This window comes from Ruegeria sp. BB6, assembly GCF_056539385.1.
Genome location: NZ_JBQFUW010000009.1, coordinates 1 through 24,863 on the forward strand (window position 1 = coordinate 1; position 24,863 = coordinate 24,863).

The following is a 24,863-nucleotide window of genomic DNA, read 5'->3' on the forward strand; positions in this document are numbered from 1 at the left end:
CATTGAATAATCGGTAGGCCAGGCTTCAGCCCGGCACATCGATAAAACTAAAGAAGGCCGCTCCTCACGGGGCGGCCTTTTTACTTGGGTTTACCGCATAGTAGGCCATCTTATGTATGAAAAAGCAGTTTGCCACGCGCGAACAAACCTGAGCGAAAGAGCCCGCGCATTAGACGAGGCAGAATTTTCCAGTGTATTTGAGTTTACGGCCTCTACAAAGCAGCTCGCCGACCTTTATGAAGTACGGTCAAGAGTGCCGGGGAAATGGTTGCGTGAAAGACTCGGGCCTTGTTCAGGCAATAGGTGCTTCTACAAGATAAGTGTCGAAGACAGGCTGGAACGGGCCAAGCTCCAAGCCGAGTTCCATGTAGCTCAAGGCACAGAGCGTAGTTATGAACTCCCACAACTGAACAAAACTATCTGGGATTCACCCGTGCTCTATGTCGGAACCTCGCGCGACATAGTGAAAAGGTTAAAAGACCATCTCTTTCGCGCCCCAGGTAAAACATTTGCTATGAATTTGGGGCTATGGGCAGAAGACATTTCTGCGCAAGTGAAAGTTGAGGTTTTCTACGTGAAAAGTAGCCAAGCAGAAATGCTTGCTGCGGATATTGAGAATAGCCTGTGGGACATCGAATAGCCGTGCCTGGGCAAAAGGGGTGGAAAGTAGAGCGCCCCTTGCGTTCAATCAGTCAAAACAAACCCCTTGCCAAACCCCGCCAACCCCACTAATACGCGCGAGTTCTCAGTAAGAACGTCAAGGCGGGGTGATTCCCGCCTTTTGGGTTCGATGAGGGTTGGCGATGCGCGTCTGTCCTCCTCTCAACCTCAACGCCTGATAAAAGGCTGTATCTATGCAAAGCCAAAACATCCGTATTCGGCTGAAGGCATTTGACTATCGCGTTCTGGATGCCAGCACGCAAGAGATCGTCAACACTGCCAAGCGGACCGGCGCGAACGTGCGCGGCCCGATCCCGCTGCCGAACAAGATTGAGAAGTTCACGGTTCTCCGTGGCCCTCACGTTGACAAGAAATCCCGCGACCAGTTCGAGATCCGCACGCACAAGCGTCTGCTCGACATCGTTGATCCGACCCCCCAGACCGTTGACGCGCTGATGAAGCTCGACCTCGCTGCTGGTGTGGACGTCGAGATCAAGCTGCAGTCGTAAGATCGGAGGGTATAGATTATGCGCTCTGGTATTATCGCAAAAAAAGTTGGCATGACCCGCCTGTTCATGGAAGACGGCAAGCAGATTCCTGTGACCGTTCTTCACCTGGACAACCTGCAGGTCGTTGCACAGCGTACCGCTGACAAAGACGGCTACACCGCCGTTCAGCTGGGCGCCGGTGCTGCCAAGGCAAAACGCACCTCGAAGGCCATGCGCGGTCACTACGCCGCCGCAAAGGTCGAGCCCAAGCGTAAGCTGGCCGAGTTCCGCGTCTCCGAAGATGGCCTGATTGATGTGGGCGCCGAGATTTCGGCGGAACACTTCCTGGAAGGTCAGAAAGTTGACGTTTCGGGTACCTCGATCGGTAAAGGCTTTGCCGGTGCGATGAAGCGCCACAACTTCGGTGGTCTGCGCGCTTCGCACGGTGTTTCGATCAGCCACCGTTCGCACGGTTCGACCGGTCAGTGTCAGGACCCGGGCAAGGTGTTCAAAGGCAAGAAGATGGCCGGTCACATGGGTGCTGCCCGTGTTACCACCCAGAACCTGGAAGTCGTCAAAACCGACGCCGACCGGAATCTGGTCTTCATCAAAGGCGCCGTTCCCGGACCGAAATCGGGCTGGGTTACCGTCAAGGACGCCGTCAAGAAGAAAGCACCCGAAGGACTGCCTTTCCCGGCAGCCGTGAAAGGTGCCGCAACTGAAGCACCTGCGGAAGAAGCTCCCGCGGAAGGTGGTGAAGCATGAAACTTGATGTAATCAAACTGGACGGCGGTAAAGCCGGCAACATCGAGCTGGATGCGGACCTGTTCGGCCTCGAGCCGCGCGCGGACATCCTGCACCGTGTGGTCCGTTGGCAGCGCAACAACGCGCAGGCCGGCACCCACAAGGTCAAGACCCGCTCGGAAACCAGCTACTCGACCAAGAAGATCTATCGCCAAAAGGGCACCGGTGGCGCACGTCACGGTGACCGTAACGCGCCGATCTTCCGTGGTGGTGGTATCTACAAAGGTCCGGTCGTGCGTTCGCATGGTCATGACCTGCCTAAGAAGTTCCGCAAGCTTGGCCTGCGCCACGCTCTGTCGGCCAAAGCCAAGGCAGGTGAACTGGTTGTGATCGAGAACGCCGAAGCCGAAGGCAAGACCGCTGCACTGGCCAAACAGGTTGCAAACCTGGGCTGGAAACGCGCTCTGGTCATCGACGGCGCGACCGTGAACGAAGGGTTCCTGAAAGCGTCGAAGAACATCGAAGGTCTGGATATCCTGCCGTCGATGGGCGCAAACGTCTATGACATCCTCAAGCGTGACACCCTGGTGCTCACCAAAGCGGCTGTCGAAGCACTGGAGGCTCGTCTGAAATGAGCGCGAAGGCAGAACACTACGACGTGATCCGCAAGCCGATCATCACCGAAAAGTCGACCATGGCGTCCGAAAACGGCGCGGTTGTCTTTGAAGTGGCGATCGACAGCAACAAGCCGCAGATCAAAGAGGCCGTTGAGGCGCTGTTTGGTGTGAAGGTCAAAGCGGTGAACACCACCGTGACCAAAGGCAAGGTCAAGCGGTTCCGCGGCCAGCTGGGTCGTCGGAAAGACGTCAAAAAAGCATATGTGACCCTGGAAGAGGGTAACACCATCGACGTGTCCACCGGTCTCTGATCGAACCCGTCTTTGGAGAGAGATAAAGGCCCCCGCGAAAGCGGGGGTTTTTCTTTGCGCCGATGTCACCAAGTAATCAGGCGCGTTTTGCAATCGTTACCTTGAAGATGGGCGAAGTTCTGAAGGCGCGTCATCAGCCAGAGCGTATTCACGTTCAGATCCCGTGGTGCGCCTAGAGTTTTGTCTCCCAAATCTGATTGGAGTTGGTCAAACAACTTTGGTGTCTGGTCCCTGCGTACCAACCCGTGATCCTTGTGCCAGATAAAAGTGAAAAGCGCTGGCCCGTTGTGGTCGGGCCAAGCTGTACCATAAGTAGCGATTTCAGTTGTGCGTATCGGGAATATTTCGCGCCCAATGATGGTGCCGTCGCTTTGCCTGAGTACGGCCACGGGAAAAAAAAGGGGCGGCTGAAATCTGCATGGGCTTCATAGCTGAGATTGGCCCCGCTGGGGAGTTGCACGCAAGTGTCGAATTTGTTCGAATAGAGTGCAGCAAGCGCCAACATACCAAGGGTCGCAAGCAAAAGGATAGCTGTCCCTAGCAAAACGGTTCCTCTAAGGAATACTCCCAACATCTAATAGTGGCTCTTAGAAGGGTCGCGGTAAAACTGGCCTGTCACCACTGCGTTCCACTTGCCTGCAATTGAGTAGGGAGTGCCATATCTCACGCGTTCTTTGCGCTGCCGGAGCATTCCTTGAAGCCTTTGATCAATCAGATCGGAAAAAAAGTCCTCCACCATTTCGGGAATGTCAAAAACCTCGATCCCAACATCCAAGGGATCCGCAAATTCATCGCGCAGATAGAAGTCGAGTGAGCCATTAAGCACTAGTGCTCCGTGTTGCTCTTGGCAGTGGCCCGAAAACTTCCCTCCAATCACAGTATCTCCGATGCTGAAAGAAACAGAAGTCAGGTCGTAGGCGTTTTCAAAGTGATATGTTACCACGCCATTTCGAATCTTTCGTGCCTCGCTCGCGAGTTGCTGTTTCAAAGCTTCACCCCGCAAGGTATCGAAGGTTTCGCTTATGTTTCGGAGTTGTCCGATCTGAGACAGTGTCACACCCTGACCATTTCCGAGAAAATAGTGGTCTACATAATCCTGATTGCGCCAACGCGCGGTGATCGGAAATACCTGAAAGTGATATGATTATTTTTTCTTCGATTGCGGCGTAATATGGTTCGGCCACACAGCGGCAACCATAGTCTTCGCCGGGATGCCCGGTCGCAGGTGGATTGTCCCAAGCGAAAACGCGCCCATCGTTTGCGGCATGGCTGGAGCGTACCTTTCCATCGCCGCGTGCTCTCCAAGTGTAGTGGGTGGTGGGTGGCTGCTGCTTGAGCAAGCGTTCGATTGGGATGCCTTTTCTAAAGTAAGACTGAGCGCCTTTTGATATGTGATTTGGTCTACGATCATGGCATGTGTCCCGGTGAGAGTTTGCCACGAAACTGTGATCAGTTGGTTAAGAAACTGGAAATAGTGAGATCGGCACTCTATTTTTGATGCCTGCGACCATCGACAGATCAAATTGGGCGTTGCCCCCTATAGACACCCACCCCCAACCCTGTTACATGCTCCCAATCTTGCGGCCTCGGATTCGTTCCGGGGCCTCTGATATTTGTAACCGGGGACCTTCGGGGCCCTATACCCTTGGCACCTACGGGGGCCTATCACATAGCGGGGCAACGCCTCGCACTTGCTAAACGGAAGACAGAAAGCATGGCACTCAAGTCGTACAAGCCGACGACGCCGGGCCAGCGCGGGCTGGTGCTGATCGACCGTTCGGAGCTTTGGAAAGGACGTCCGGTCAAGTCTCTCACAGAGGGTTTGACCAAATCGGGCGGCCGGAACAACACCGGACGGATCACTTCACGCCGCCGCGGCGGTGGCGCAAAGCGTCTCTACCGGATCGTTGACTTCAAACGTAACAAATTTGATGTCGCGGCGACCGTCGAGCGGATCGAATATGACCCGAACCGGACCGCATTCATCGCACTGGTAAAATACGAAGACGGCGAGCAGGCGTATATCCTGGCTCCGCAGCGTCTGGCTGTTGGTGACAAGGTCATCTCGTCGACAAAGGCCGACATCAAGCCGGGCAACGCAATGCCGTTCTCGGGCATGCCCATCGGTACCATCGTCCACAACATCGAGATGAAGCCTGGCAAAGGCGGTCAGATCGCACGTGCGGCCGGTACTTACGCGCAATTCGTTGGCCGCGATGGTGGCTACGCTCAGATCCGTCTGAGCTCGGGCGAACTGCGTCTTGTCCGTCAGGAATGCATGGCCACCGTTGGTGCCGTGTCCAACCCCGACAACAGCAACCAGAACCTCGGTAAAGCCGGTCGTATGCGCCACAAGGGTGTGCGTCCGTCGGTTCGTGGTGTCGCAATGAACCCGATCGATCACCCGCACGGTGGTGGTGAAGGTCGTACCTCGGGTGGCCGTACGCCGGTTACTCCGTGGGGTAAGGACACCAAGGGTAAGCGTACCCGCAACAAGAACAAAGCGTCCCAGAAGCTGATCATCCGCTCGCGGCACGCCAAGAAGAAGGGACGTTAATCTATGTCTCGCTCTGTTTGGAAGGGTCCTTTCGTCGATGCTTACGTGCTGAAAAAAGCCGAAGCAGCGCGCGAGTCGGGCCGCAACGAAGTCATCAAAATCTGGTCGCGTCGTTCCACCATTCTGCCCCAGTTCGTGGGTCTGACTTTTGGTGTGTACAACGGCCAGAAACATATCCCCGTCAACGTCTCGGAAGACATGATCGGTCAGAAGTTCGGTGAATACTCGCCGACCCGTACCTATTATGGCCACGCCGCAGACAAAAAAGCGAAGCGGAAGTAAGTCATGGGCAAGGAAAAGAACCCCCGCCGCGTGGCTGAAAACGAAGCAATGGCGAAAACCCGCATGCTTCGCACCAGCCCGCAGAAACTGAACCTGGTTGCGCAAATGATCCGCGGCAAGAAAGTTGAGAAGGCTCTGACCGACCTGACTTTCTCGAACAAGCGTGTCGCGCAGGACGTTAAAAAGTGCCTGCAATCCGCAATCGCGAATGCCGAAAACAACCACAACCTGGACGTTGACGAGCTGATCGTCGCAGAGGCCTGGGTTGGCAAGAACCTGGTCATGAAGCGCGGTCGCCCGCGTGCCCGTGGCCGTTTCGGCAAGATCATGAAGCCGTTCTCGGAGATCACCATCAAGGTGCGTCAAGTTGAGGAGCAAGCCTAATGGGTCATAAAGTAAATCCGATCGGCATGCGCCTGCAGGTCAACCGCACCTGGGACAGCCGCTGGTACGCCGACACCAAGGACTACGGTGATCTTCTGCTGGAAGACCTCAAAATCCGTGAGTTCATCAACAAAGAGTGCAAGCAGGCCGGTGTTGCACGTGTGATCATCGAACGTCCGCACAAGAAGTGCCGCGTGACGATCCACACCGCACGTCCCGGTGTCATCATCGGCAAGAAAGGTGCAGACATCGAAGTTCTGCGCAAAAAGCTTGCTCGTATGACCGACAGCGAACTGCACCTGAACATCGTCGAAGTGCGCAAGCCCGAGCTTGACGCGCAACTGGTTGCCGAGTCCATCGCTCAGCAGCTGGAACGTCGTGTTTCGTTCCGTCGCGCAATGAAGCGCTCGGTTCAGAACGCCATGCGCATGGGCGCCCTGGGTATCCGGGTGAACGTCGCTGGTCGTCTGGGCGGCGCCGAAATCGCACGGACCGAGTGGTACCGCGAAGGCCGCGTGCCTCTGCACACCCTGCGTGCCGACATCGATTACGCACATGCCGAAGCGATGACTCCTTACGGGATCATCGGGATCAAGGTCTGGATCTTCAAAGGTGAGATCATGGAGCACGATCCGCAGGCACGTGACCGTAAAGCACAGGAACTCCAGGACGGCCCTGCACCTCGTGGTGCTGGTGGCGGTCGTCGCTAAGGAGGGAGAGATATGCTTCAACCAAAGCGTACAAAATTCCGCAAGATGCACAAAGGCCGGATCAAGGGCCTCGCCAAGGGCGGCTCTGATCTGAACTTTGGCACCTACGGCCTGAAAGCCCTGCAGCCCGAGCGTGTGACTGCACGCCAGATCGAAGCTGCACGTCGTGCCATGACGCGTCACATGAAGCGTCAGGGCCGCGTCTGGATCCGCATCTTCCCCGACACTCCGGTCACGGCCAAGCCGATCGAAGTTCGTATGGGTAAAGGTAAAGGTTCGGTCGACCGCTGGGCATGCAAAGTCAAGCCTGGCCGCGTGATGTTCGAGATCGACGGCGTCAATGACGACATCGCCCGCGAGGCCCTGCGCCTGGCTGCGATGAAGCTGCCGATCAAGACTCGCGTCGTTGTTCGCGAAGACTGGTAAACGATTGGAGCCCAGGCTCCGTTCGTAACAAAACAGACCCCTGTCGGGAAACCGGCGGGGTTTTTTCTTGGGGGCTCTGCCCCCGCCGCGGCAAGCCGCGACTCCCCCGGGATATTTTCAGCCAGATGAATTGAGGATCCCCTGCTTCATCTGGCTATAAATATCCCGGAGCGCGAGGCAGAGCCTCGCATATTACCCATCGCCTTCTTTGGGGCGCAGGTTTATGAGAAGGCCATGGCACAGATTGAATCTCTCTTCGTAACCCGTCTCTATCGCGCAGCGTTGTCCGAGTTTGATCCCAAGATCGACTCAGAGGAGCTGGAAAGCTCCTGCCTTGTCATCGCTGAGGATGACGAGGCCGGGCAGGAATGGTGTGAAGAAAACGGCTATCCCGGCTATACCAGCTATGCCTCTTTGACTGATCTGCCTTGGCGATTTCCGATCTTTGCGGATTTGGTCAAGGCGCTGGATCAGCACGTAGCTGCCTTTGCCAAAGATCTGGAGTTTGATCTGGGCGAAGGCGAGTTGAAGCTGGAAGACCTGTGGATCAACATCCTGCCCGAAGGCGGAATGCACTCCAGTCACCTACATCCACACAGTGTGATTTCGGGCACGACCTATTTGGCGATGCCCGAAGGGGCGAGCGCGCTGAAGCTGGAAGATCCCCGTTCGGGCCGCATGATGGCCGCGCCGACGCGGATCAAGGGTGGTCGGCGGGACTTGCAGCCGTTTATCTACATGAAGCCGCAGGTGGGGGACGTTCTGCTGTGGGAAAGCTGGCTGCGCCATGAGGTGCCCATGAACATGGCCGAGGAAGAGCGGATTTCCGTCAGTTTTAACTATAAGTGGGAGTGAGGCCCGATCCGCGGCGACCTTCGCTCATACCTCTGGAGACTCTAACTGGCGCGCACGATATTGTGCTCCTTTATCGAGTGCTCGGACGAGTCATGAAAAGTCTGGTTTGGATGCGTTGTGCTATGCGCCCAAACTTCCTCTTGCCACCCACCCGCTAAACCCTTATACGGCGGCATCCTGCAAGTCCCCCGGCCGAGTCGGGGGATTCGCATGTCTATCATTCATCCACCAGGTCCAAGGTGACCCTGTCAGGGGGCCTTCTGGTGTTTTGAGCAAAGGAAAAAGGCGATGAACGCCCAAGAACTGCGTGACAAGACCCCGGACCAGCTCCGCGAGGAACTGGCCAACCTGAAGAAAGAAAGCTTTAACCTGCGCTTTCAACAGGCAACCGGTCAGCTGGAAAACACTGCTGGTATCAAAGCGGCCCGCCGCAATGCTGCCCGTGTCAAAACCATTCTGAACGAAAAGGCCGCTGCTGCGGCATCCGAGGAGTAATCAGATGCCCAAGCGTATCCTGCAAGGCACCGTGACCAGCGACGCCAACGAACAGACCGTAACCGTATCCGTCGAGCGTCGCTTTACGCATCCGGTTCTGAAGAAAACCATCCGTAAGTCCAAGAAATACCGGGCTCACGATGAAAAGAACGCCTTCAAGGTCGGCGACACCGTACGCATCATCGAATGCGCGCCGAAATCGAAGACGAAACGTTGGGAAGTTCTGGAAGCGTAAGTTTCCGGGATTTTCCCATTTGTCGAAACCCTGGGGGATCTAACGAGACCAGCCCCCACAGGTCGGGAGAAACCACATGATCCAGATGCAGACCAATCTGGATGTCGCTGACAACTCCGGCGCACGCCGAGTTCAGTGCATCAAGGTCCTGGGTGGTTCCAAGCGTAAATACGCCTCCGTCGGCGACATCATTGTCGTCTCGGTGAAGGAAGCCATCCCGCGCGGCCGCGTAAAGAAAGGTGACGTCCGCAAGGCCGTCGTCGTGCGCACCGCCAAGGAAGTCCGTCGCGAAGACGGCACCGCGATCCGTTTCGATCGCAACGCCGCCGTCATCCTGAACAACAACAACGAGCCCGTAGGTACCCGTATCTTTGGCCCCGTTGTTCGTGAACTGCGCGGCAAGAACTTCATGAAAATCATCTCGCTGGCTCCGGAGGTGCTGTAATCATGGCTGCTAAACTCCGCAAAGGCGACAAGGTCGTCGTGCTGGCCGGCAAGGATAAGGGCAAAGAGGGAACTATCACCTCGGTCGACCCGAAAGCCGGTAAAGCTGTTGTCGAAGGCATCAACATTGCCATCCGTCACACCCGCCAGTCGCAAGCTTCGCAAGGTGGTCGTCTGCCCCAGGCAAACCCGATCCAACTGTCGAACCTGGCGCTGCTGGACAAGAACGGCAAAGCAACCCGCGTTGGCTTCCGCATGGAAGGCGACAAGAAGGTCCGCTTCGCCAAGACCACAGGGGACGTGATCGATGCTTGATAACGCAACCTACACTCCGCGTCTGAAAGCTCAGTACGCCGAAACCATCCGTGCCGCTCTGAAAGAAGAGTTCGGCTACAAGAACGACATGCAGCTGCCCAAGCTGGAAAAAATCGTTCTGAACATCGGGTGTGGTGCTGAGGCCGTCAAAGACTCGAAGAAAGCGAAAGCCGCTGTCGAGGATCTGACTGCAATTGCTGGCCAACAGGCCGTTGCAACCAAGGCGAAGAAGTCGATCGCGGGTTTCCGCGTCCGTGAAGACATGCCGCTGGGCGCGAAAGTGACCCTGCGCGGTGACCGGATGTATGAATTCCTGGATCGTCTGATCACCATCGCGCTGCCGCGCGTTCGTGACTTCCGCGGTGTTAAGCCGTCTTTCGATGGTCAGGGCAACTTTGCCATGGGCATGAAAGAGCACATCGTGTTCCCGGAAATCGACTTCGACAAGGTCGACGAGGTCTGGGGCCTGGATATCGTAATTGCCACCACAGCGAAAACCGACGCTGAAGCAAAGAGCCTGTTGAAAGCTTTCAACATGCCCTTCAACGCTTAAGCGCCGCGAGGATTGAGACATGGCTAAAAAAGCAATGATCGAACGCGAGAAGAAGCGCGAACGCCTGGTGGCCAAATATGCCGCAAAGCGCGCCGAGCTGAAAGAAATCGCGAATGACGAGAGCCGCCCGATGGAAGAGCGTTTCAAAGCGCGTCTGAAACTGGCGAAACTGCCGCGCAACAGCTCGGCTACCCGTCTGCACAACCGTTGTCAGCTGACCGGTCGTCCCCACGCTTACTACCGTAAGCTGAAGGTCAGCCGTATCGCGCTGCGCGAGCTGGGTTCTGCTGGTCAGATCCCCGGCATGGTGAAATCGAGCTGGTAAGGGAGACATAGATATGAATGATCCTATCGGCGATATGCTCACCCGTATCCGCAACGCGCAAATGCGCGGCAAGTCCACCGTTTCCACCCCGGCTTCCAAGCTGCGCGGTTGGGTTCTGGACGTGCTGGCGGACGAAGGTTACATCCGTGGCTATGAAAACACGACCGGTGAAAACGGTCATCCGGCCATCGAAATCAGCCTGAAATACTACGAAGGCACCCCTGTTATTCGCGAACTGAAGCGGGTCTCGAAGCCCGGTCGTCGCGTGTACATGGGCGTCAATGACATCCCGCAGGTCCGTCAGGGTCTGGGCGTGTCGATTGTCAGCACTCCGAAAGGTGTGATGTCGGACGCAAACGCTCGCTCCAACAATGTTGGCGGCGAAGTGCTCTGCACCGTCTTCTAAGGAGGTCTGCAATGTCTCGTATTGGTAAAAAACCGGTCGAGCTGCCCAGCGGCGTTACCGCCTCTGTGTCCGGCCAGACCATCGAAGTGAAAGGTCCGAAAGGCACCCGCAGCTTCACCGCCACCGACGACGTGACGCTGTCGGTTGAAGACAACGTGGTCAAGATTGACCCTCGCGGCATGTCCAAGCGGGCACGCCAGCAGTGGGGCATGAGCCGCACCATGGTCGCCAATCTGGTTGAAGGCGTGACAAACGGCTTCAAAAAAGAGCTGGAGATCCAGGGTGTTGGTTACCGGGCTCAGATGCAGGGCAACACCCTGAAACTGAACCTGGGTTACAGCCACGATGTTGATTTCGTTGCTCCGGAAGGTGTCACCATCACCGCGCCGAAGCAGACCGAGATCGTTGTGGAAGGTATCGACCAGCAGCAGGTGGGCGAAGTCGCGGCCAAAATCCGCGAATGGCGCCGTCCCGAGCCGTATAAAGGCAAGGGCATCCGCTATAAGGGCGAGTTTATCTTCCGCAAGGAAGGCAAGAAGAAGTAAGGACGCAAACAATGGCAAACAGCAAAAGAACCCTGTTTCTGAAGCGCCGCCTGCGCGTTCGGAACAAACTTCGCAAAGTCAACGCGGGCCGCGTACGCCTGTCGGTTCACCGCTCGAACAAGAACATCAGCGTTCAGCTGATCGACGACGTTCGTGGCGTGACCCTGGCCGCAGCCTCGACCCTGGAAAAAGATCTGGGTGTTGTTGGCAAGAACAACGTCGAAGCGGCCACCAAAGTGGGCGCGGCTATCGCCGAGCGTGCCAAGAAGGCAGGCGTCGAAGAGGCCTATTTCGACCGCGGTGGCTTCCTGTTCCACGGCAAAGTGAAGGCTGTCGCCGACGCTGCGCGTGAAGGTGGTCTGAAGATCTAAGACCCAGCGCATCCCGAAAAGTGGGAACCGGTTTTCGGATCAAGATGCGCGATACTAAGAACGAGGGCAGCTTGACGGCTGCCCCGATGATCCGGGGGCCTCGGCAACAGTCGGGGCTCACTTGGATTGAAGAAACGGCGCCGTATGCGCCACATGAGAAAAGGGATGCCAAATGGCAGAACGTGAAAACCGTCGGGGCCGTGGCCGCGACCGTGAAGAAGCACCGGAATTTGCAGATCGTCTGGTCGCAATCAACCGCGTGTCGAAAACCGTAAAAGGTGGTAAGCGCTTTGGCTTCGCCGCTCTGGTGGTTGTCGGCGATCAGAAAGGCCGCGTGGGCTTTGGCAAAGGTAAAGCGAAAGAAGTACCTGAGGCCATCCGCAAGGCGACTGAGCAAGCCAAGCGTCAGATGATCCGCGTGCAACTGCGCGAAGGTCGGACCCTGCACCACGACATCGAAGGCCGTCACGGCGCCGGTAAAGTGGTTATGCGCACTGCACCTGAAGGTACTGGTATCATCGCCGGTGGTCCGATGCGTGCCGTGTTTGAAATGCTGGGTGTTAAGGACGTTGTGTCCAAGTCGCTGGGCTCGCAGAACCCGTACAACATGATCCGCGCCACCATCAACGGCCTGCAAAAAGAGCAGAGCCCGCGTTCGGTTGCCGCACGTCGTGGCAAAAAAGTTGCTGACATCCTGCCCAAGCGGGACGAAGCACCGGCTGAAGCCGAAGCGTAAGGAGAGCGAGTCATGGCAAAAACCATCGTCGTCAAGCAGATCGGTTCTCCGATCCGCCGCCCCGCCGAACAGCGCGCAACCCTGATCGGCCTGGGCCTGAACAAGATGCACAAGACCCGTGAGCTGGAGGATACTCCTTCGGTCCGCGGCATGGTCAACAAGATCCCGCATCTGGTTGAGATCATCGAAGAGCGCGGCTAAGCGCGAATTCGACGAGCTATTGCAAGCGCCTCCGATACGTTCGGGGGCGCTTTTTGTTTTCCGTCCCGTGTACTTTTACCAGAAACGCTTGTGGTCCCGCTGGGCATCGCGGCGAAAAGCAAACTATCGGAGCTTCGGTTCTGTTTTCAGAGCGAAAGGCCATGTCCCAAACGCATAACGGCTAGACCGAAACTTCGGTTGTTGGCGATAACACCGGATCATATGTGAACTCGGTCCCAAACAGGAACACAAACACTGACCGGAGAATACGCTCTGGTTTTCAAAGGAATCGAGACATGGCAAACACAGCAACACTTACCCGCCAAGGCTTTGGCCTGAGCGCCCGCATCGCAACCTTGTTCATCAAGGTGAAAGAGGCATATGCCCTACGCACAGAGTACAACCGGACCTATTCGGAACTTCAGGGTCTAACCGACCGTGAACTGAATGACATCGGTGTCCGCCGTTGTGACATCAAGGATATCGCGCGCGAACACGTTTACTGTTCGTAATCGCGAATACCGTAGGATCAGGAGGCGCCAAAAGGTGCCTCTTTTGTTTTTTGGGGGTGGCTCAAAGCAGGATCGATCAGATTTTCGACAGACCGTTGCGGCTTAAACCAAAATGGGCCAAACACGCGATAGGCCGACTGAGGCCGCGGTGCAGAACAGTTCAAGGGGCGAGAGCGGGTGAAAGAATATCAGATTGGCATGCTGTGGATTGACGGCCAGTTGAGTTTTCTGGAGCAGCTCTGCATCAAGTCGTTTCTCGATGTGGGCCAGCACGTGCGGTTGTACACATACGGTCCGGTCTCCAATGTCCCCGAGGGTGTCGAGCAGCGCGATGCGCGTGAAATTCTGCCAGACGAAGAGGTCATCCTTCACAAACGCACAGGCAGTCCGGCCCTTCATTCCGACAAGTTTCGCGTTCAGATGTTGGCGAAGGTTCCAGATATCATCTGGGCAGACACGGATGCCTATTGCGTCAAGCCTTTTACTACTGAAAACGGCCACCTTCACGGTTGGCTCGCAGCGCATGAGATCAATGGCGGCGTTCTTGCGCTGCCTTCGGACAGTGCGACCTTGCACGACCTGATTGACTATACAAACCATCCCTATCGTATTCCGCATTGGCTTTCGCCGAAACAGCGGTTGCCTCTTATCCAGAGGGTCAGGGCGGGTGAGCACCCTCATGCCAGCGAAATGCCTTGGGGGATCTGGGGGCCGAAGGCTTTGACCTGGCTGTTGAAGCAGAATAACGAAGCCCGTTTCTCGCAGCCGCAGGAGGTTCTTTACCCCGTGACCTACAGGGACAGACGGGCAATGGTAAGAGCCAATGGAAACGCCCAGCGTTTTCTGACTGAAAACACCATGTCAATTCACTTCTACGGCCGTCGTATGCGCGCTTTCATACGCAACCGATTTGATGGGATACCGCATCCGGAAAGTATGATTGGCGAATTGGTGGCCAAGCACGGAATCGATCCCCACGCCGCACCTTTGAAAAAGGTCACGACGAAAGAAGAGCTTGAGGCCGCGTCGCAAGGGTGACCTTTGCCTCCTGTGGGCTTGCCAACTGAAGTTAACACGCCTATACGCCTGCGGTGGCCTTATGGTCACGAGAATCAAAACCAAGAAATGCCGTGTTTGACCCATCACGCTTCGGGGGTCACATCCGGCTTAGGAGAAGCGATATGAAACTGCACGAATTGCGCGATAATCCTGGCGCTGCACCGAAACGGACCCGCGTTGGCCGTGGTCCCGGTTCCGGCAAAGGTAAAATGGGTGGCCGTGGTATCAAAGGTCAGAAATCCCGTTCGGGTGTGGCCATCAACGGCTACGAAGGCGGCCAGATGCCCCTGTACCAGCGCTTGCCCAAGCGTGGCTTCAACAAGCCGAACCGCAAGGAATTCGCCGTTATCAACCTGGGCCTGATCCAGAAATTCGTCGATGCTGGCAAGCTGGACGCCAAGGCTGCGATCACCGAAGACGCTCTGGTCGCGTCCGGTCTGGTCCGCCGCAAGCTGGACGGTATCCGCGTTCTGGCCAAGGGTGAAGTCAGCGCCAAGCTGAACTTGGAAGTGACCGGTGCGTCGAAAGCTGCCGTTGCGGCAGTTGAGAAAGCGGGCGGTTCACTGACGGTCACAAAAGCTGCTGCGGCAGAGTAAGCGCTTGTGAGCGGGGCAAGACCCGCTTACATAGACCTCAGAGTTTTCCTAGACGCCGCCCGAGCCGGAAAACGGTTCCGGGCGGTGTTTTCATAAGAGAGACCGATTTATGGTATCAGCAGCAGAACAAATGGCAGCCAACACAAGCTGGTCTGCCCTTGGCAAAGCCACCGATCTGCGCAACCGCATCCTGTTCACGCTGGGTTTGTTGATCGTCTACCGTCTGGGCACCTTTATTCCGGTTCCGGGCATCGACGGCCAAGCACTGCGTGAGTTCATGGAGCAAGCGGGGCAGGGCATCGGCGGCATGGTTTCGATGTTTACCGGCGGGGCGCTGGGGCGGATGGGTATTTTTGCCCTCGGCATCATGCCCTACATTTCAGCCTCGATCATCGTGCAGCTGCTGACATCCATGGTTCCCGCGCTCGAACAGCTCAAGAAAGAGGGCGAGCAGGGCCGCAAGAAAATCAACCAGTATACCCGCTTCGGCACAGTGGCACTGGCCACCGTTCAGGCCTATGGTCTGGCCGTTTCGCTGGAATCGGGCGATCTGGCCACCGATCCGGGGCTGTTCTTCCGCTTGTCGACCATGATCACTTTGGTCGGTGGCACCATGTTCCTGATGTGGCTGGGTGAGCAGATCACCGCGCGTGGCATCGGCAACGGTATCTCTCTGATCATTTTCGTGGGCATTATTGCCGAGGTTCCGGCAGCGCTGGCGCAGTTCTTTGCCTCGGGCCGTTCGGGTGCGATCAGCCCCGCCGTGATCATCGGTGTGATCGTGATGGTGATTGCCGTGATTACCTTTGTGGTCTTCATGGAACGCGCCCTGCGCAAGATCCACATCCAATACCCGCGCCGTCAGGCCGGTATGAAGATTTATGAGGGCGGCTCCAGCCACCTGCCGGTCAAGGTGAACCCGGCGGGTGTGATCCCGGCGATCTTTGCCAGCTCGTTGCTGCTGCTGCCGGTAACGATCTCGACCTTCTCATCAGGCGCGACCAGCGGACCGATCATGTCGTGGCTTCTGGCCAACTTTGGCCCCGGGCAGCCTCTGTATCTGCTGTTCTTCGCCTCGATGATCGTGTTCTTTGCTTATTTCTACACGTTCAACGTGTCGTTCAAACCGGACGATGTGGCGGACAACCTGAAAAAGCAGAATGGCTTTGTGCCGGGTATCCGTCCGGGCAAGAAAACCGCCGAGTATCTGGAATACGTGGTCAACCGCGTTCTGGTTCTGGGCTCGGCTTATCTGGCGGCGGTCTGTCTGCTGCCTGAGATTCTGCGGAACCAGTTTGCCATCCCGTTCTATTTCGGCGGCACGTCGGTTCTGATTATCGTCTCTGTAACCATGGACACGATCCAGCAGGTTCAGAGCCACCTGCTTGCGCACCAGTACGAAGGGCTTATCGAAAAGTCTCAACTGCGCGGCAAGGGTAAGAAACGCGGCAGGAAGGGACCCGCTCGTCGATGAACATCATTTTATTGGGCCCCCCGGGGGCAGGCAAAGGGACGCAGGCGCGTCACCTGGTTGAAACTCGGGGCATGGTGCAGTTGAGCACTGGCGACATGTTGCGCGAAGCCAAGGACAGCGGCACCGAAATGGGCAACCGCGTGGCCGAGGTGATGGCCAAGGGCCAGCTTGTGACCGACGAAATCGTAATCGGCCTGATTGAAGAAAAGCTGACCACCGAAAAAGGTGCCGGTTTCATCTTTGACGGATTCCCCCGGACATTGGCGCAGGCTGACGCGCTGGCGGCTTTGCTGACCAAGCTGGGTCAGTCGCTGCACACAGTGATCGAGATGCGGGTGGACGATGAGGCGCTTGTTGAACGGATCACTGCGCGCTCGACCTGCGGTGGGTGTGGTGAAGTCTACAACGACAAGACAAAACCGATCCCTGCTGATGGTAAATGCACAAACTGCGGCAAGGAAAACGACTTCAAGCGCCGCGCCGATGATAACGAAGAAAGCCTGCGCACGCGCCTGATGGAGTACTATAAAAAGACCTCGCCGCTGATTGGTTACTACTACGCCAAGGGCGATCTGCGCCCGGTCAACGGCCTGGCGGAAATCGGTGAAGTCACCGCTTCGATCGAGGCGATTCTGAGCTGATCGAGAAATGGGCTTGACGGCACCGCCAAAAGCCCATATCGACCCCCATCCCCTTGGGGAATCAAGACCGCAGGCGGGATTCGTCCCAACTGCCCCGACCACCTCGAATAATGCTGGGCCCGCTGGCGACACTGCCAAGGTCAAGCGTTGTGAAAAAAGGTTCTGGAGCTACGGAACCGCAACGAAAAGGAAAGTGACACGTGGCACGTATTGCCGGCGTAAACATCCCGACTGCAAAGCGGGTACCTATCGCCCTCACATATATCACCGGTATCGGAAACACCTCGGCCAAAGCGATCTGCGAAGCCGTGGGTATTGAAGCGACCCGTCGCGTCAACGAACTGTCCGACGCCGAAGTTCTGAAAATTCGCGAGTTCATCGACGAAAACTTCACCGTCGAAGGCGACCTGCGCCGCGAAGTTCAGATGAACGTCAAGCGCCTGATGGACCTGGGCTGCTATCGCGGTCTGCGTCACCGCCGCAACCTGCCGGTTCGCGGTCAGCGCACCCACACCAACGCTCGTACCCGCAAAGGCCCCGCAAAGGCCATCGCTGGTAAGAAGAAATAAGGGAGGGTCTGACTGATGGCACGTGATAAGACTCGCGTTAAGCGCAAAGAGCGTAAGAACATCGCATCGGGCGTCGCCCATGTGAACTCGACCTTCAACAACACCAAGATCCTGATCTCGGACGTGCAGGGCAACGCGATCTCGTGGTCGTCTGCTGGCACCATGGGCTTCAAAGGATCGCGGAAATCGACCCCCTACGCCGCTCAGATGGCTGCAGAAGATGCAGGCAAAAAGGCGCAGGAACATGGCGTCAAGACGCTGGAAGTCGAAGTTCAGGGCCCCGGTTCGGGTCGTGAATCGGCTCTGCGCGCACTGGCCGCAGTGGGCTTCAACATCACGTCGATTCGTGACGTGACCCCGATTGCTCACAACGGCTGCCGCCCGCCGAAGCGCCGCCGCGTCTAAGCGATTTTGAATTGAGCTGGGGCTGTGTTTTCGCACGGCCCCAGCACGTCATTTTGAACCTCGGGCGTCTGCACCTTGTTGGTCATGGGGCGCGGACAGGAATGGAGGGATTACATGATCCATAAGAATTGGGCAGAATTGATCAAGCCGACCCAGCTGGAAGGCAAGCCGGGCAACGACCCTGCGCGTCAGGCAACCCTGGTTGCCGAACCGCTGGAGCGTGGCTTTGGTCTGACTCTGGGCAACGCGCTGCGCCGCGTTCTGATGAGCAGCCTGCAAGGTGCCGCCATCACCAGCGTTCAGATCGACAACGTTCTTCATGAGTTTTCGTCGGTCGCAGGTGTCCGCGAAGACGTCACTGACATCATCCTGAACCTCAAGCAGGTTGCCCTGCGCATGGAAGTCGAAGGCCCCAAGCGCCTGTCGATCAATGCCAAAGGCCCAGCCGTTGTCACCGCAGGCGACATCAGCGAAAGCGCCGGTATCGAGGTTCTGAACCGCGATCACGTCATCTGCCACCTGGATGATGGCGCCGACCTGTTCATGGAACTGACCGTCAACACCGGTAAGGGCTACGTCTCGGCTGAGAAGAACAAGCCCGAAGATGCGCCCATCGGTCTGATCCCGATCGACGCGATCTATTCGCCGGTCAAGAAGGTTGCCTATGACGTTCAGCCGACCCGTGAAGGTCAGGTTCTGGACTATGACAAGCTGACCCTGAAGATCGAAACCGATGGTTCGATCACGCCGGAAGACGCGCTGGCCTTTGCCGCACGCATCCTGCAGGATCAGCTGTCGATCTTCGTCAACTTCGACGAGCCGGAATCGGCTGGCCGCCAGGACGAAGACGACGGTCTGGAGTTCAACCCGCTGCTGCTGAAGAAAGTGGACGAGCTGGAACTGTCGGTCCGTTCGGCAAACTGTCTGAAGAACGACAACATCGTTTACATCGGCGACCTGATCCAGAAAACCGAAGCCGAGATGCTGCGCACTCCGAACTTCGGCCGCAAGTCGCTGAACGAGATCAAAGAAGTGCTGTCCGGCATGGGTCTGCACCTCGGCATGGATGTCGAGGACTGGCCGCCCGACAACATCGAAGATCTGGCTAAGAAATTTGAAGACGCGTTCTAAGCGCGTCTTCCCCAATGCCCGGGCTGCCGGGGACTGTATGGGCACTTCCGCCCCAAGGAGAGCCGGTGACACGCATCGCCGGCCAGACAAAGCAAAAACGCAAGATAGGAATTGAACAATGCGTCACGCACGTGGTTACCGCCGCCTGAACCGTACTCATGAGCACCGCAAGGCTCTGTTTGCGAACATGGCTGGCTCGCTCATCGAGCATGAGCAGATCAAAACAACTCTGCCCAAGGCAAAAGAACTGCGCCCGATCATCGAAAAGCTGATCACTCTGGGCAAGCGCGGCGACCTGCACGCCCGTCGTCAGGCCGCAGCACGGCTGAAAGAAGACAAAGATGTCGCCAAGCTGTTTGAAGTTCTGGGCCCCCGCTACGCCGAGCGTCAGGGCGGTTATGTCCGCATCCTGAAAGCTGGCTTCCGCTATGGCGACATGGCACCGATGGCGATCATCGAGTTTGTTGATCGTGATCTCGACGCCAAAGGCGCGGCTGACAAGGCGCGCGTTGCTGCTGAAGAAGCCGCAGACGAAGAATAAGAAAGCCCGTCTTTCTGAATGAAACCCCTGCGCCACAGGCGCGGGGGTTTTTTCGTTCTGGCGGCCCCAAAAGCGGATTTGTTGCCAGAATCATTAACTTGGGCGATCCTTGGTCCAATTGAAGGATCGCAATATGTTTAGATATCTTGTCTTAGTACTCGGACTTTGCGCACCCGTTTCTGTGTTCGCGCAGGAGGCATCGCAGGACGCGCAGGCCGACGATACCCTTTTGACCGACGCCGAACTGCAAACGCTGGTCGCGCCGGTCGCGTTATATCCCGACACGTTGCTTATCCAAATATTCGTTGCGGCCACCCAACCGCTAGAGATCGTAAAGGCCGAGCGGTTCCTGCTGGACAACGCGGATCGTGATCCAACAGAGCTGGAGCCCGAGATCGACGCTATGGGATGGGATCCCTCCGTCAGTGTGCTGGCAACGGCCTTCCCCGAAGTCGTTGGGCAAATGGCCACGCATATCGACTGGACCGAGACTATGGGGACCGCAATGCTGGCGCAGTCCGATGACGTGATGGATGCCGTACAGGTCATGCGGGATCAGGCGATTGACAGCGGTGCGCTGATCTCGGGGCCGGAACAGACCGTTGAAGTGGCCGAAGACGAAACGGTTGTGATCACCCCGACAAACACGGAAACGGTTTACGTCCCGCAATATGATCCGCAGACCGTTTACACCGGCCCCTCGACCGGGGACGTAATCGGAACCGCTCTGCTGACGTTCGGGGCGGTTGCCCTGATTGACGAAATCTTCGACGACGATGACGATTGGAATGACTATTGGGGCTGCCGGAATTGCGGTGGGTGGAATGGCCAGCCCATCGTCCGAAACCCCGACATCGACATTGATGTGGACGGCAATATCAATATTGGAAACGAGATCGACCGGGGCGACCGGACGGATATCGGCTGGACCCCGGACCCCGAGCGGAAAGAACAGGCGCGCGACAAGATTTCGGATCACAAAAGGCCCGAAGGCGGGCGCGCCGATCTACCTGTCAACCGACCAGAAGGGCGGACGGATGAGCTGCGGGCCAAGCTGAGCCGGGAATCCGGTGCGGCGGATATCAGTCGTGATCGCGCCGCCGCCGTTGCAGCAGGGGCTGGCGCAGGGGCAGTCGCGGGAAGCGCGTTGGCCAATCGTGGCGGTGACAAGCAACTGCCGAAGGTCAACCGTGGCAACGTGGACGGGGACCGGGCCGCCGCCAAGCAGCAGGCCATTGACCGTACCAAGCAGAGGCCGGACGCCGTCAAGAAACCGGTCAAGCAGAAGCCGCAAAACGTCAAGAAGCCTCAGGCCAAGAAACCGGCGACGACTCAGCGCAAGCCATCGGCCGCCAAGGGTGCGGCCATGAAGAAGAAATCCTCTGGTAACAGGGCCAAAAGCGCGTCGAAACGTGGACATGCGGCCAAGGGAGCACGGAGAAGGTAATATGCGCAAAGCGGTTGTTTCTGTAGTCTTTCTTCTCGCATCTGCTGGCTTGGCGATGTCCGAGGGCGCGCGATTTGACACGCCTCAGACGGCTCTGGACGCGTTTGTGGATGCTCTTAGGGCGGATGATCACAATGCCTTGCTGGAAATTTTTGGGCCTGAAGCCGAAGACCTGATCGGGTCCGGCGATCCAGCCGAAGACAAGCAAAGGCGGCGTGAGGTGCTGGCCATGTACGCCGGGGGTTATCGCTTTCAGCCCGAAGACGAGGGGGTCGTGATCCTGTTGGGCGAGGATAGCTGGCCTTTCCCCATCCCGATCCTGCGCAGTGGAGAGGCTTGGCAGTTTGACATCGAAGCGGGCGCTGAAGAAATCGCCGCGCGTGAGATTGGTCTGAACGAGCTGGAAGTAATCGACCTGCTCGAAGCCTATGTTGATCTGCAGGCGGCGTTCCGGCTGGTAGATCACAACGGCGATGGCGTCATGGAATTTGCGCGGACCATCATTGCCGATCCGGGTATGCGCAACGGGCTATTCTGGCCGGATGAGGACAGTTTCGTCGGGGCGGCCCTTGCAAGAGCCGCAGCATCCGGATGGAGCGATGGCGAAGCAGATTACGACGCCGAGCCGTTTCTTGGCTACTATTACACGATCCTGCAGGGGCAGGGGCCGAGTGCCCCCGGTGGGGCTTATTCCTATATGGTCAGTGACAAGTTCGTGGCCGGCCACGCAATGCTTGCGGTTCCGGCGGATTATGGAGAGACGGGAATTCATTCGTTCCTGGTGGGCGAAAACGGGATCGTCTACGAGGCTGACTTGGGACCGGAAACGCTAGACCTGAGCGCAGAGATAGAGACCTATGACCCCGGCCCTGATTGGTCACCGGTAGAGTGACGCGCCGCCAGGGAACGCCGAGGCCACCTGCAACCCATCACAACAGTCGCGCTTAGCGACTGAAGCGGCCATCTTCGTGCGTCGCCGCTTGCATTACGGCGCGCGGAGCCGCATATCCATCTGAGAATTGCAGGTCGAGGAAACAATGCTCCGCCCCTCTCTTTCCGCACTTTTCATAGCGTGCGCGTCTTTTGCTGCGGCAGAAACCCGTGTTCCCCAATCACAGGCCGAAATCTCATTGGGATTTGCGCCGGTCGTCAAGCAGGCGTCGCCGGCGGTCGTGAATATCTATGCCAAGATCATACGGCAGGGGCGTGCGAACACCCTATTCTCTGACCCGTTCTTTCAGGACTTTTTCGGTCGCGGGTTCTCGGAACCTCGCCAACGGGTCCAGAACTCATTGGGGTCCGGTGTGATCCTGTCAGACGATGGCTACGTGGTGTCGAACTACCATGTCGTCGGAACGGCAACCGAGATTCGCGTCGTAACAACAGATCGCCGTGAATATTCGGCGCAGGTTGTGTTGGGTGACAAGGAAAGCGACATCGCCATTCTGCGGCTGGAGGATGCGACGGACCTGCCATACCTTCAAATGCGCGATTCCGATCAGGTCGAGGTTGGAGAGCTGGCATTGGCCATCGGAAACCCGTTCGGAGTCGGGCAGACCGTATCGTCGGGGATTATTTCAGGGCTGGCGCGCACGGGCACGGCAACGGGCAATGCGCGGGGCTACTTCATCCAGACGGATGCTGCGATCAATCCGGGTAACTCGGGCGGTGCACTGATCGACGTGAACGGGGATCTTATCGGGATTAACACGTCTATCCTGACACGATCCGGTGGGTCGAACGGCATCGGCTTTGCCATCCCTGCAAATCTGGTGGCCGAGTTTCTTCGGCAAGCGCAATCCGGCAATGACAGCTTTGTAAGCCCCTGGGCAGGAATGGCCGGGCAGCACATGAGTGCCGATATCGCCGAGTCTCTGGGGCTTGTCATTCCGCAGGGCGTCGTGATCTCGGACCTGCACGCGCTGAGCCCATTGGCCGAGGCCGGTTTGCGTGTAGGAGATGTTGTGACCCATGTTGACGGGGATGAGGTGAACTCACCCGCCGAGATGAAGTTTCGGATGTCTGTGGCGGGTGTCGGCGGTACATCGGTTCTTACCCTGTTGCGCGGCGACAGCAGCGCAGAGATTGAGATCGCGCTGATCAAAGCGCCGGAAACACCGTCAGCGGACCAGACCACGCTGGATGATCATACGGTCATGCCCGGGCTGGAAGTGTCGCGTATCAATCCGGCGGTGATCTCGCGGATGGGTTTGCTGTTGTCACAGACCGGGGTCGTCGTGGTCAATGCCGGCCCCTATGGTGGGCGGTCCGGTCTGCGCGCCGGGGACGTGGTCAACAGCGTCAACGGTCAGAAGATTAAACATCCTGACGATCTGGTCGGCGCGCTAACTGATCCGGGCCGCAGGCTACAGTTCGACATCCTGCGCGGTGGGCGCACCGTGTCTTTGCGGTTCCGATTGTGACGCAATGAGCGATCTGTTCGATACCGGGTCCACCCAGTCCGCGGCCAGCCCTCACCGGCCGCTGGCGGATCGCCTGCGTCCGCAAACACTGTCCGAGGTGATCGGGCAGCAGCAGGTTCTGGGCCCGGACGCGCCATTGGGCGTCATGCTGGCGTCAGGTAGTTTGTCGAGCCTGATATTCTGGGGGCCGCCGGGTGTCGGTAAAACGACGATCGCGCGGTTGCTTGCACAGGAAACGGACCTGCATTTCGTTCAGATCAGCGCGATTTTTACCGGCGTACCGGACCTGAAAAAGGTGTTCGAGGCTGCGAAGATACGGCGTCAGAACGGGCAGGGCACGCTTTTGTTCGTGGATGAGATTCACCGGTTCAACAAGGCGCAGCAGGACGGGTTTCTTCCGCATATGGAAGACGGAACGATCCTGTTGGTCGGAGCCACGACCGAAAACCCCTCTTTTGAGCTGAACGCAGCCCTTCTGAGCCGGTCGCAGGTTCTGGTGCTCGAACGTCTGAGCCTGTCTGATCTGGAGCATCTGACCCAACGCGCGGAAAAAGAGCTGGGCCGGGCATTGCCGCTGACGGGTGCCGCGCGTGAAGCGCTTCAGGAAATGGCGGATGGTGACGGTCGGGCTTTGTTAAATCTGGTCGAACAGGTTGCGGCATGGCAGGTTGACGCGCCGTTGGACCCGGAAGCTTTGTCCACAAGACTGATGCGCCGGGCAGCAAAATACGACAAGTCCGGTGATGAACACTACAACTTGATCTCGGCGCTGCACAAATCAGTGCGGGGGTCCGACCCCGACGCGGCATTGTATTGGTTTGCGCGGATGCTAACGGGGGGCGAGGATCCTCGATATCTGGCGCGCCGGATCACTCGGATGGCGGTCGAGGATATCGGGTTGGCTGACCCGCAGGCTCAGGCGATTTGTCTGCAATCTTGGGAAACCTATGAACGTCTTGGCAGCCCGGAAGGGGAGCTGGCCTTGGCGCAGGCGCTGGTCTATCTGGCCTTAGCGCCCAAATCGAACGGCGCTTATGTTGGGTACAAGGCCGCCATGCGGCTGGCCAAACAATCCGGTAGCGAGCCTCCGCCCAAGCATATTCTGAATGCGCCGACATCCCTGATGAAAGATCAGGGCTATGGCGCGGGCTATGCCTATGACCACGACGCCGAAGATGGTTTCTCCGGTCAGAACTATTTCCCGGACGGCATGCAGCGGCCGGATCTCTACCAGCCCGTCGAACGCGGCTTCGAGCGCGAGTTGAAAAAGCGATTGGAATACTTCGCCAAGCTCCGCGCGCAGCGCAACGGCTAACGCCTGCTTGACTCTTGCGGTCGGGCACGCCACAGACGCGCATGTTTTCTATGGCACTGAAAGACACGCATTTCGCACGGGATCACCGCG

Annotated in this window: 37 protein-coding genes; 35 read left to right on the forward strand and 2 right to left on the reverse strand. The window is 57.5% G+C overall.

Features of this window, described 5'->3' with window-relative positions; translation table 11 throughout:
- The first annotated feature begins 112 nt into the window (after positions 1-112).
- The 5 genes from ACR0B7_RS17785 to ACR0B7_RS17805 all read left to right on the forward strand — a co-directional run bounded on the left by ACR0B7_RS17785 (position 113) and on the right by ACR0B7_RS17805 (position 2,820).
- Positions 113-640: a hypothetical protein gene (locus ACR0B7_RS17785; protein ID WP_170570405.1), complete on the forward strand. Its 528-nt coding sequence runs from the start codon at positions 113-115 to the stop codon at positions 638-640.
- Positions 641-854: 214 nt separating this feature from the next.
- On the forward strand, positions 855-1,169 hold the full coding sequence (gene rpsJ / locus ACR0B7_RS17790; protein WP_008756422.1) for a 30S ribosomal protein S10: 315 nt from the start codon (positions 855-857) through the stop codon (positions 1,167-1,169).
- Positions 1,170-1,187: 18 nt separating this feature from the next.
- Entirely contained in the window at positions 1,188-1,913 is a 726-nt protein-coding gene (gene rplC / locus ACR0B7_RS17795; protein ID WP_170389921.1) for a 50S ribosomal protein L3, read from the forward strand.
- Complete coding sequence (gene rplD, locus ACR0B7_RS17800) at positions 1,910-2,527, forward strand: 50S ribosomal protein L4 (RefSeq protein ID WP_010437039.1); 618 nt, start codon at positions 1,910-1,912, stop codon at positions 2,525-2,527. The genes rplC and rplD overlap by 4 nt, the downstream gene beginning before the upstream one ends.
- The gene (locus ACR0B7_RS17805; RefSeq protein ID WP_008757532.1) at positions 2,524-2,820 is read left to right on the forward strand and encodes a 50S ribosomal protein L23; all 297 of its coding nucleotides are present in this window, start codon (positions 2,524-2,526) and stop codon (positions 2,818-2,820) included. Before rplD ends, ACR0B7_RS17805 begins: the two co-directional genes overlap by 4 nt.
- 574 nt (positions 2,821-3,394) lie before the next feature.
- Here the strand turns inward: ACR0B7_RS17805 and ACR0B7_RS17810 are convergent.
- Together ACR0B7_RS17810 and ACR0B7_RS17815 are read right to left on the reverse strand one after the other, a co-directional pair.
- Positions 3,395-3,877, reverse strand: a complete 483-nt coding sequence (locus tag ACR0B7_RS17810) for a hypothetical protein (RefSeq protein ID WP_170570320.1) — start codon at positions 3,875-3,877, stop codon at positions 3,395-3,397.
- Positions 3,813-4,259, reverse strand: a complete 447-nt coding sequence (locus tag ACR0B7_RS17815; RefSeq protein WP_170485544.1) for a phage minor head protein — start codon at positions 4,257-4,259, stop codon at positions 3,813-3,815. Before ACR0B7_RS17815 ends, ACR0B7_RS17810 begins: the two co-directional genes overlap by 65 nt.
- 275 nt (positions 4,260-4,534) lie before the next feature.
- Between ACR0B7_RS17815 and rplB the strand changes: the two genes are divergently transcribed.
- The 30 genes from rplB (at position 4,535) to ACR0B7_RS17965 (ending at position 24,773) form a co-directional block, all read left to right on the forward strand.
- Positions 4,535-5,377: a 50S ribosomal protein L2 gene (gene rplB / locus ACR0B7_RS17820; protein ID WP_170389924.1), complete on the forward strand. Its 843-nt coding sequence runs from the start codon at positions 4,535-4,537 to the stop codon at positions 5,375-5,377.
- Between the two features lie 3 nt (positions 5,378-5,380).
- Positions 5,381-5,659: a 30S ribosomal protein S19 gene (gene rpsS / locus ACR0B7_RS17825; protein WP_005980699.1), complete on the forward strand. Its 279-nt coding sequence runs from the start codon at positions 5,381-5,383 to the stop codon at positions 5,657-5,659.
- A gap of 3 nt (positions 5,660-5,662) precedes the next feature.
- Complete coding sequence (rplV, locus tag ACR0B7_RS17830; RefSeq protein ID WP_039538267.1) at positions 5,663-6,043, forward strand: 50S ribosomal protein L22; 381 nt, start codon at positions 5,663-5,665, stop codon at positions 6,041-6,043.
- Positions 6,043-6,753 (forward strand): 30S ribosomal protein S3, encoded by a 711-nt coding sequence (rpsC, locus tag ACR0B7_RS17835; protein WP_008758042.1) that lies wholly within the window; start codon positions 6,043-6,045, stop codon positions 6,751-6,753. Before rplV ends, rpsC begins: the two co-directional genes overlap by 1 nt.
- Before the next feature lie 12 nt (positions 6,754-6,765).
- Positions 6,766-7,179: a 50S ribosomal protein L16 gene (rplP, locus tag ACR0B7_RS17840; protein ID WP_170485545.1), complete on the forward strand. Its 414-nt coding sequence runs from the start codon at positions 6,766-6,768 to the stop codon at positions 7,177-7,179.
- 234 nt (positions 7,180-7,413) lie between these two features.
- Positions 7,414-8,034 carry a 2OG-Fe(II) oxygenase family protein gene (locus ACR0B7_RS17845; protein WP_170485546.1) on the forward strand — a complete coding sequence of 207 codons (621 nt, stop codon included), beginning with the start codon at positions 7,414-7,416 and terminating at the stop codon, positions 8,032-8,034.
- 288 nt (positions 8,035-8,322) lie between these two features.
- The gene (gene rpmC, locus ACR0B7_RS17850; RefSeq protein ID WP_010437082.1) at positions 8,323-8,529 is read left to right on the forward strand and encodes a 50S ribosomal protein L29; all 207 of its coding nucleotides are present in this window, start codon (positions 8,323-8,325) and stop codon (positions 8,527-8,529) included.
- Positions 8,530-8,533: 4 nt separating this feature from the next.
- On the forward strand, positions 8,534-8,764 hold the full coding sequence (gene rpsQ / locus ACR0B7_RS17855) for a 30S ribosomal protein S17 (RefSeq protein ID WP_068340771.1): 231 nt from the start codon (positions 8,534-8,536) through the stop codon (positions 8,762-8,764).
- A 76-nt stretch (positions 8,765-8,840) separates the two neighbouring features.
- Positions 8,841-9,209, forward strand: a complete 369-nt coding sequence (gene rplN, locus ACR0B7_RS17860; RefSeq protein ID WP_008757934.1) for a 50S ribosomal protein L14 — start codon at positions 8,841-8,843, stop codon at positions 9,207-9,209.
- 2 nt (positions 9,210-9,211) lie between these two features.
- Positions 9,212-9,523 carry a 50S ribosomal protein L24 gene (rplX, locus tag ACR0B7_RS17865; RefSeq protein WP_170389927.1) on the forward strand — a complete coding sequence of 104 codons (312 nt, stop codon included), beginning with the start codon at positions 9,212-9,214 and terminating at the stop codon, positions 9,521-9,523.
- Positions 9,516-10,076, forward strand: coding sequence for a 50S ribosomal protein L5 (gene rplE, locus ACR0B7_RS17870; RefSeq protein WP_170389929.1), 561 nt, complete (start codon positions 9,516-9,518; stop codon positions 10,074-10,076). The genes rplX and rplE overlap by 8 nt, the downstream gene beginning before the upstream one ends.
- A 19-nt stretch (positions 10,077-10,095) precedes the next feature.
- Positions 10,096-10,401 (forward strand): 30S ribosomal protein S14, encoded by a 306-nt coding sequence (gene rpsN, locus ACR0B7_RS17875; RefSeq protein WP_068340744.1) that lies wholly within the window; start codon positions 10,096-10,098, stop codon positions 10,399-10,401.
- Positions 10,402-10,414: 13 nt separating this feature from the next.
- Positions 10,415-10,807: a 30S ribosomal protein S8 gene (gene rpsH / locus ACR0B7_RS17880; protein WP_155148687.1), complete on the forward strand. Its 393-nt coding sequence runs from the start codon at positions 10,415-10,417 to the stop codon at positions 10,805-10,807.
- An 11-nt stretch (positions 10,808-10,818) separates the two neighbouring features.
- A complete protein-coding gene (rplF, locus tag ACR0B7_RS17885) occupies positions 10,819-11,352 on the forward strand; it encodes a 50S ribosomal protein L6 (protein WP_170389931.1) in 534 nt (177 codons plus the stop codon).
- Between the two features lie 11 nt (positions 11,353-11,363).
- Positions 11,364-11,723 (forward strand): 50S ribosomal protein L18, encoded by a 360-nt coding sequence (gene rplR / locus ACR0B7_RS17890; protein ID WP_170356678.1) that lies wholly within the window; start codon positions 11,364-11,366, stop codon positions 11,721-11,723.
- Between the two features lie 172 nt (positions 11,724-11,895).
- Positions 11,896-12,459, forward strand: a complete 564-nt coding sequence (gene rpsE, locus ACR0B7_RS17895) for a 30S ribosomal protein S5 (protein WP_170356677.1) — start codon at positions 11,896-11,898, stop codon at positions 12,457-12,459.
- Positions 12,460-12,471: 12 nt separating this feature from the next.
- Entirely contained in the window at positions 12,472-12,660 is a 189-nt protein-coding gene (rpmD, locus tag ACR0B7_RS17900; RefSeq protein ID WP_008757946.1) for a 50S ribosomal protein L30, read from the forward strand.
- A gap of 296 nt (positions 12,661-12,956) precedes the next feature.
- Positions 12,957-13,172, forward strand: coding sequence for a DUF1127 domain-containing protein (locus ACR0B7_RS17905; RefSeq protein ID WP_170576929.1), 216 nt, complete (start codon positions 12,957-12,959; stop codon positions 13,170-13,172).
- A gap of 177 nt (positions 13,173-13,349) precedes the next feature.
- Positions 13,350-14,210, forward strand: a complete 861-nt coding sequence (locus ACR0B7_RS17910; RefSeq protein WP_480682128.1) for a hypothetical protein — start codon at positions 13,350-13,352, stop codon at positions 14,208-14,210.
- 143 nt (positions 14,211-14,353) lie between these two features.
- The gene (gene rplO, locus ACR0B7_RS17915) at positions 14,354-14,827 is read left to right on the forward strand and encodes a 50S ribosomal protein L15 (RefSeq protein ID WP_170389935.1); all 474 of its coding nucleotides are present in this window, start codon (positions 14,354-14,356) and stop codon (positions 14,825-14,827) included.
- Positions 14,828-14,936: 109 nt separating this feature from the next.
- Positions 14,937-16,301 (forward strand): preprotein translocase subunit SecY, encoded by a 1,365-nt coding sequence (gene secY, locus ACR0B7_RS17920; RefSeq protein ID WP_170389937.1) that lies wholly within the window; start codon positions 14,937-14,939, stop codon positions 16,299-16,301.
- The gene (locus ACR0B7_RS17925; protein ID WP_170389939.1) at positions 16,298-16,942 is read left to right on the forward strand and encodes an adenylate kinase; all 645 of its coding nucleotides are present in this window, start codon (positions 16,298-16,300) and stop codon (positions 16,940-16,942) included. The genes secY and ACR0B7_RS17925 overlap by 4 nt, the downstream gene beginning before the upstream one ends.
- A gap of 200 nt (positions 16,943-17,142) precedes the next feature.
- Positions 17,143-17,511 carry a 30S ribosomal protein S13 gene (gene rpsM / locus ACR0B7_RS17930; RefSeq protein ID WP_170377641.1) on the forward strand — a complete coding sequence of 123 codons (369 nt, stop codon included), beginning with the start codon at positions 17,143-17,145 and terminating at the stop codon, positions 17,509-17,511.
- A 15-nt stretch (positions 17,512-17,526) separates the two neighbouring features.
- Positions 17,527-17,916 carry a 30S ribosomal protein S11 gene (gene rpsK / locus ACR0B7_RS17935; protein ID WP_008757289.1) on the forward strand — a complete coding sequence of 130 codons (390 nt, stop codon included), beginning with the start codon at positions 17,527-17,529 and terminating at the stop codon, positions 17,914-17,916.
- A 114-nt stretch (positions 17,917-18,030) separates the two neighbouring features.
- Positions 18,031-19,047, forward strand: a complete 1,017-nt coding sequence (locus tag ACR0B7_RS17940; protein WP_058276312.1) for a DNA-directed RNA polymerase subunit alpha — start codon at positions 18,031-18,033, stop codon at positions 19,045-19,047.
- A 118-nt stretch (positions 19,048-19,165) separates the two neighbouring features.
- Entirely contained in the window at positions 19,166-19,588 is a 423-nt protein-coding gene (gene rplQ / locus ACR0B7_RS17945) for a 50S ribosomal protein L17 (protein WP_170485548.1), read from the forward strand.
- Between the two features lie 133 nt (positions 19,589-19,721).
- Complete coding sequence (locus tag ACR0B7_RS17950) at positions 19,722-21,035, forward strand: DUF3300 domain-containing protein (protein ID WP_170485549.1); 1,314 nt, start codon at positions 19,722-19,724, stop codon at positions 21,033-21,035.
- A gap of 1 nt (position 21,036) precedes the next feature.
- Positions 21,037-21,927 carry a DUF2950 family protein gene (locus tag ACR0B7_RS17955; protein WP_170485550.1) on the forward strand — a complete coding sequence of 297 codons (891 nt, stop codon included), beginning with the start codon at positions 21,037-21,039 and terminating at the stop codon, positions 21,925-21,927.
- A gap of 145 nt (positions 21,928-22,072) precedes the next feature.
- Complete coding sequence (locus ACR0B7_RS17960; protein WP_170485551.1) at positions 22,073-23,458, forward strand: trypsin-like peptidase domain-containing protein; 1,386 nt, start codon at positions 22,073-22,075, stop codon at positions 23,456-23,458.
- Positions 23,459-23,462: 4 nt separating this feature from the next.
- On the forward strand, positions 23,463-24,773 hold the full coding sequence (locus ACR0B7_RS17965) for a replication-associated recombination protein A (protein WP_170485552.1): 1,311 nt from the start codon (positions 23,463-23,465) through the stop codon (positions 24,771-24,773).
- Positions 24,774-24,863 lie beyond the last annotated feature (90 nt).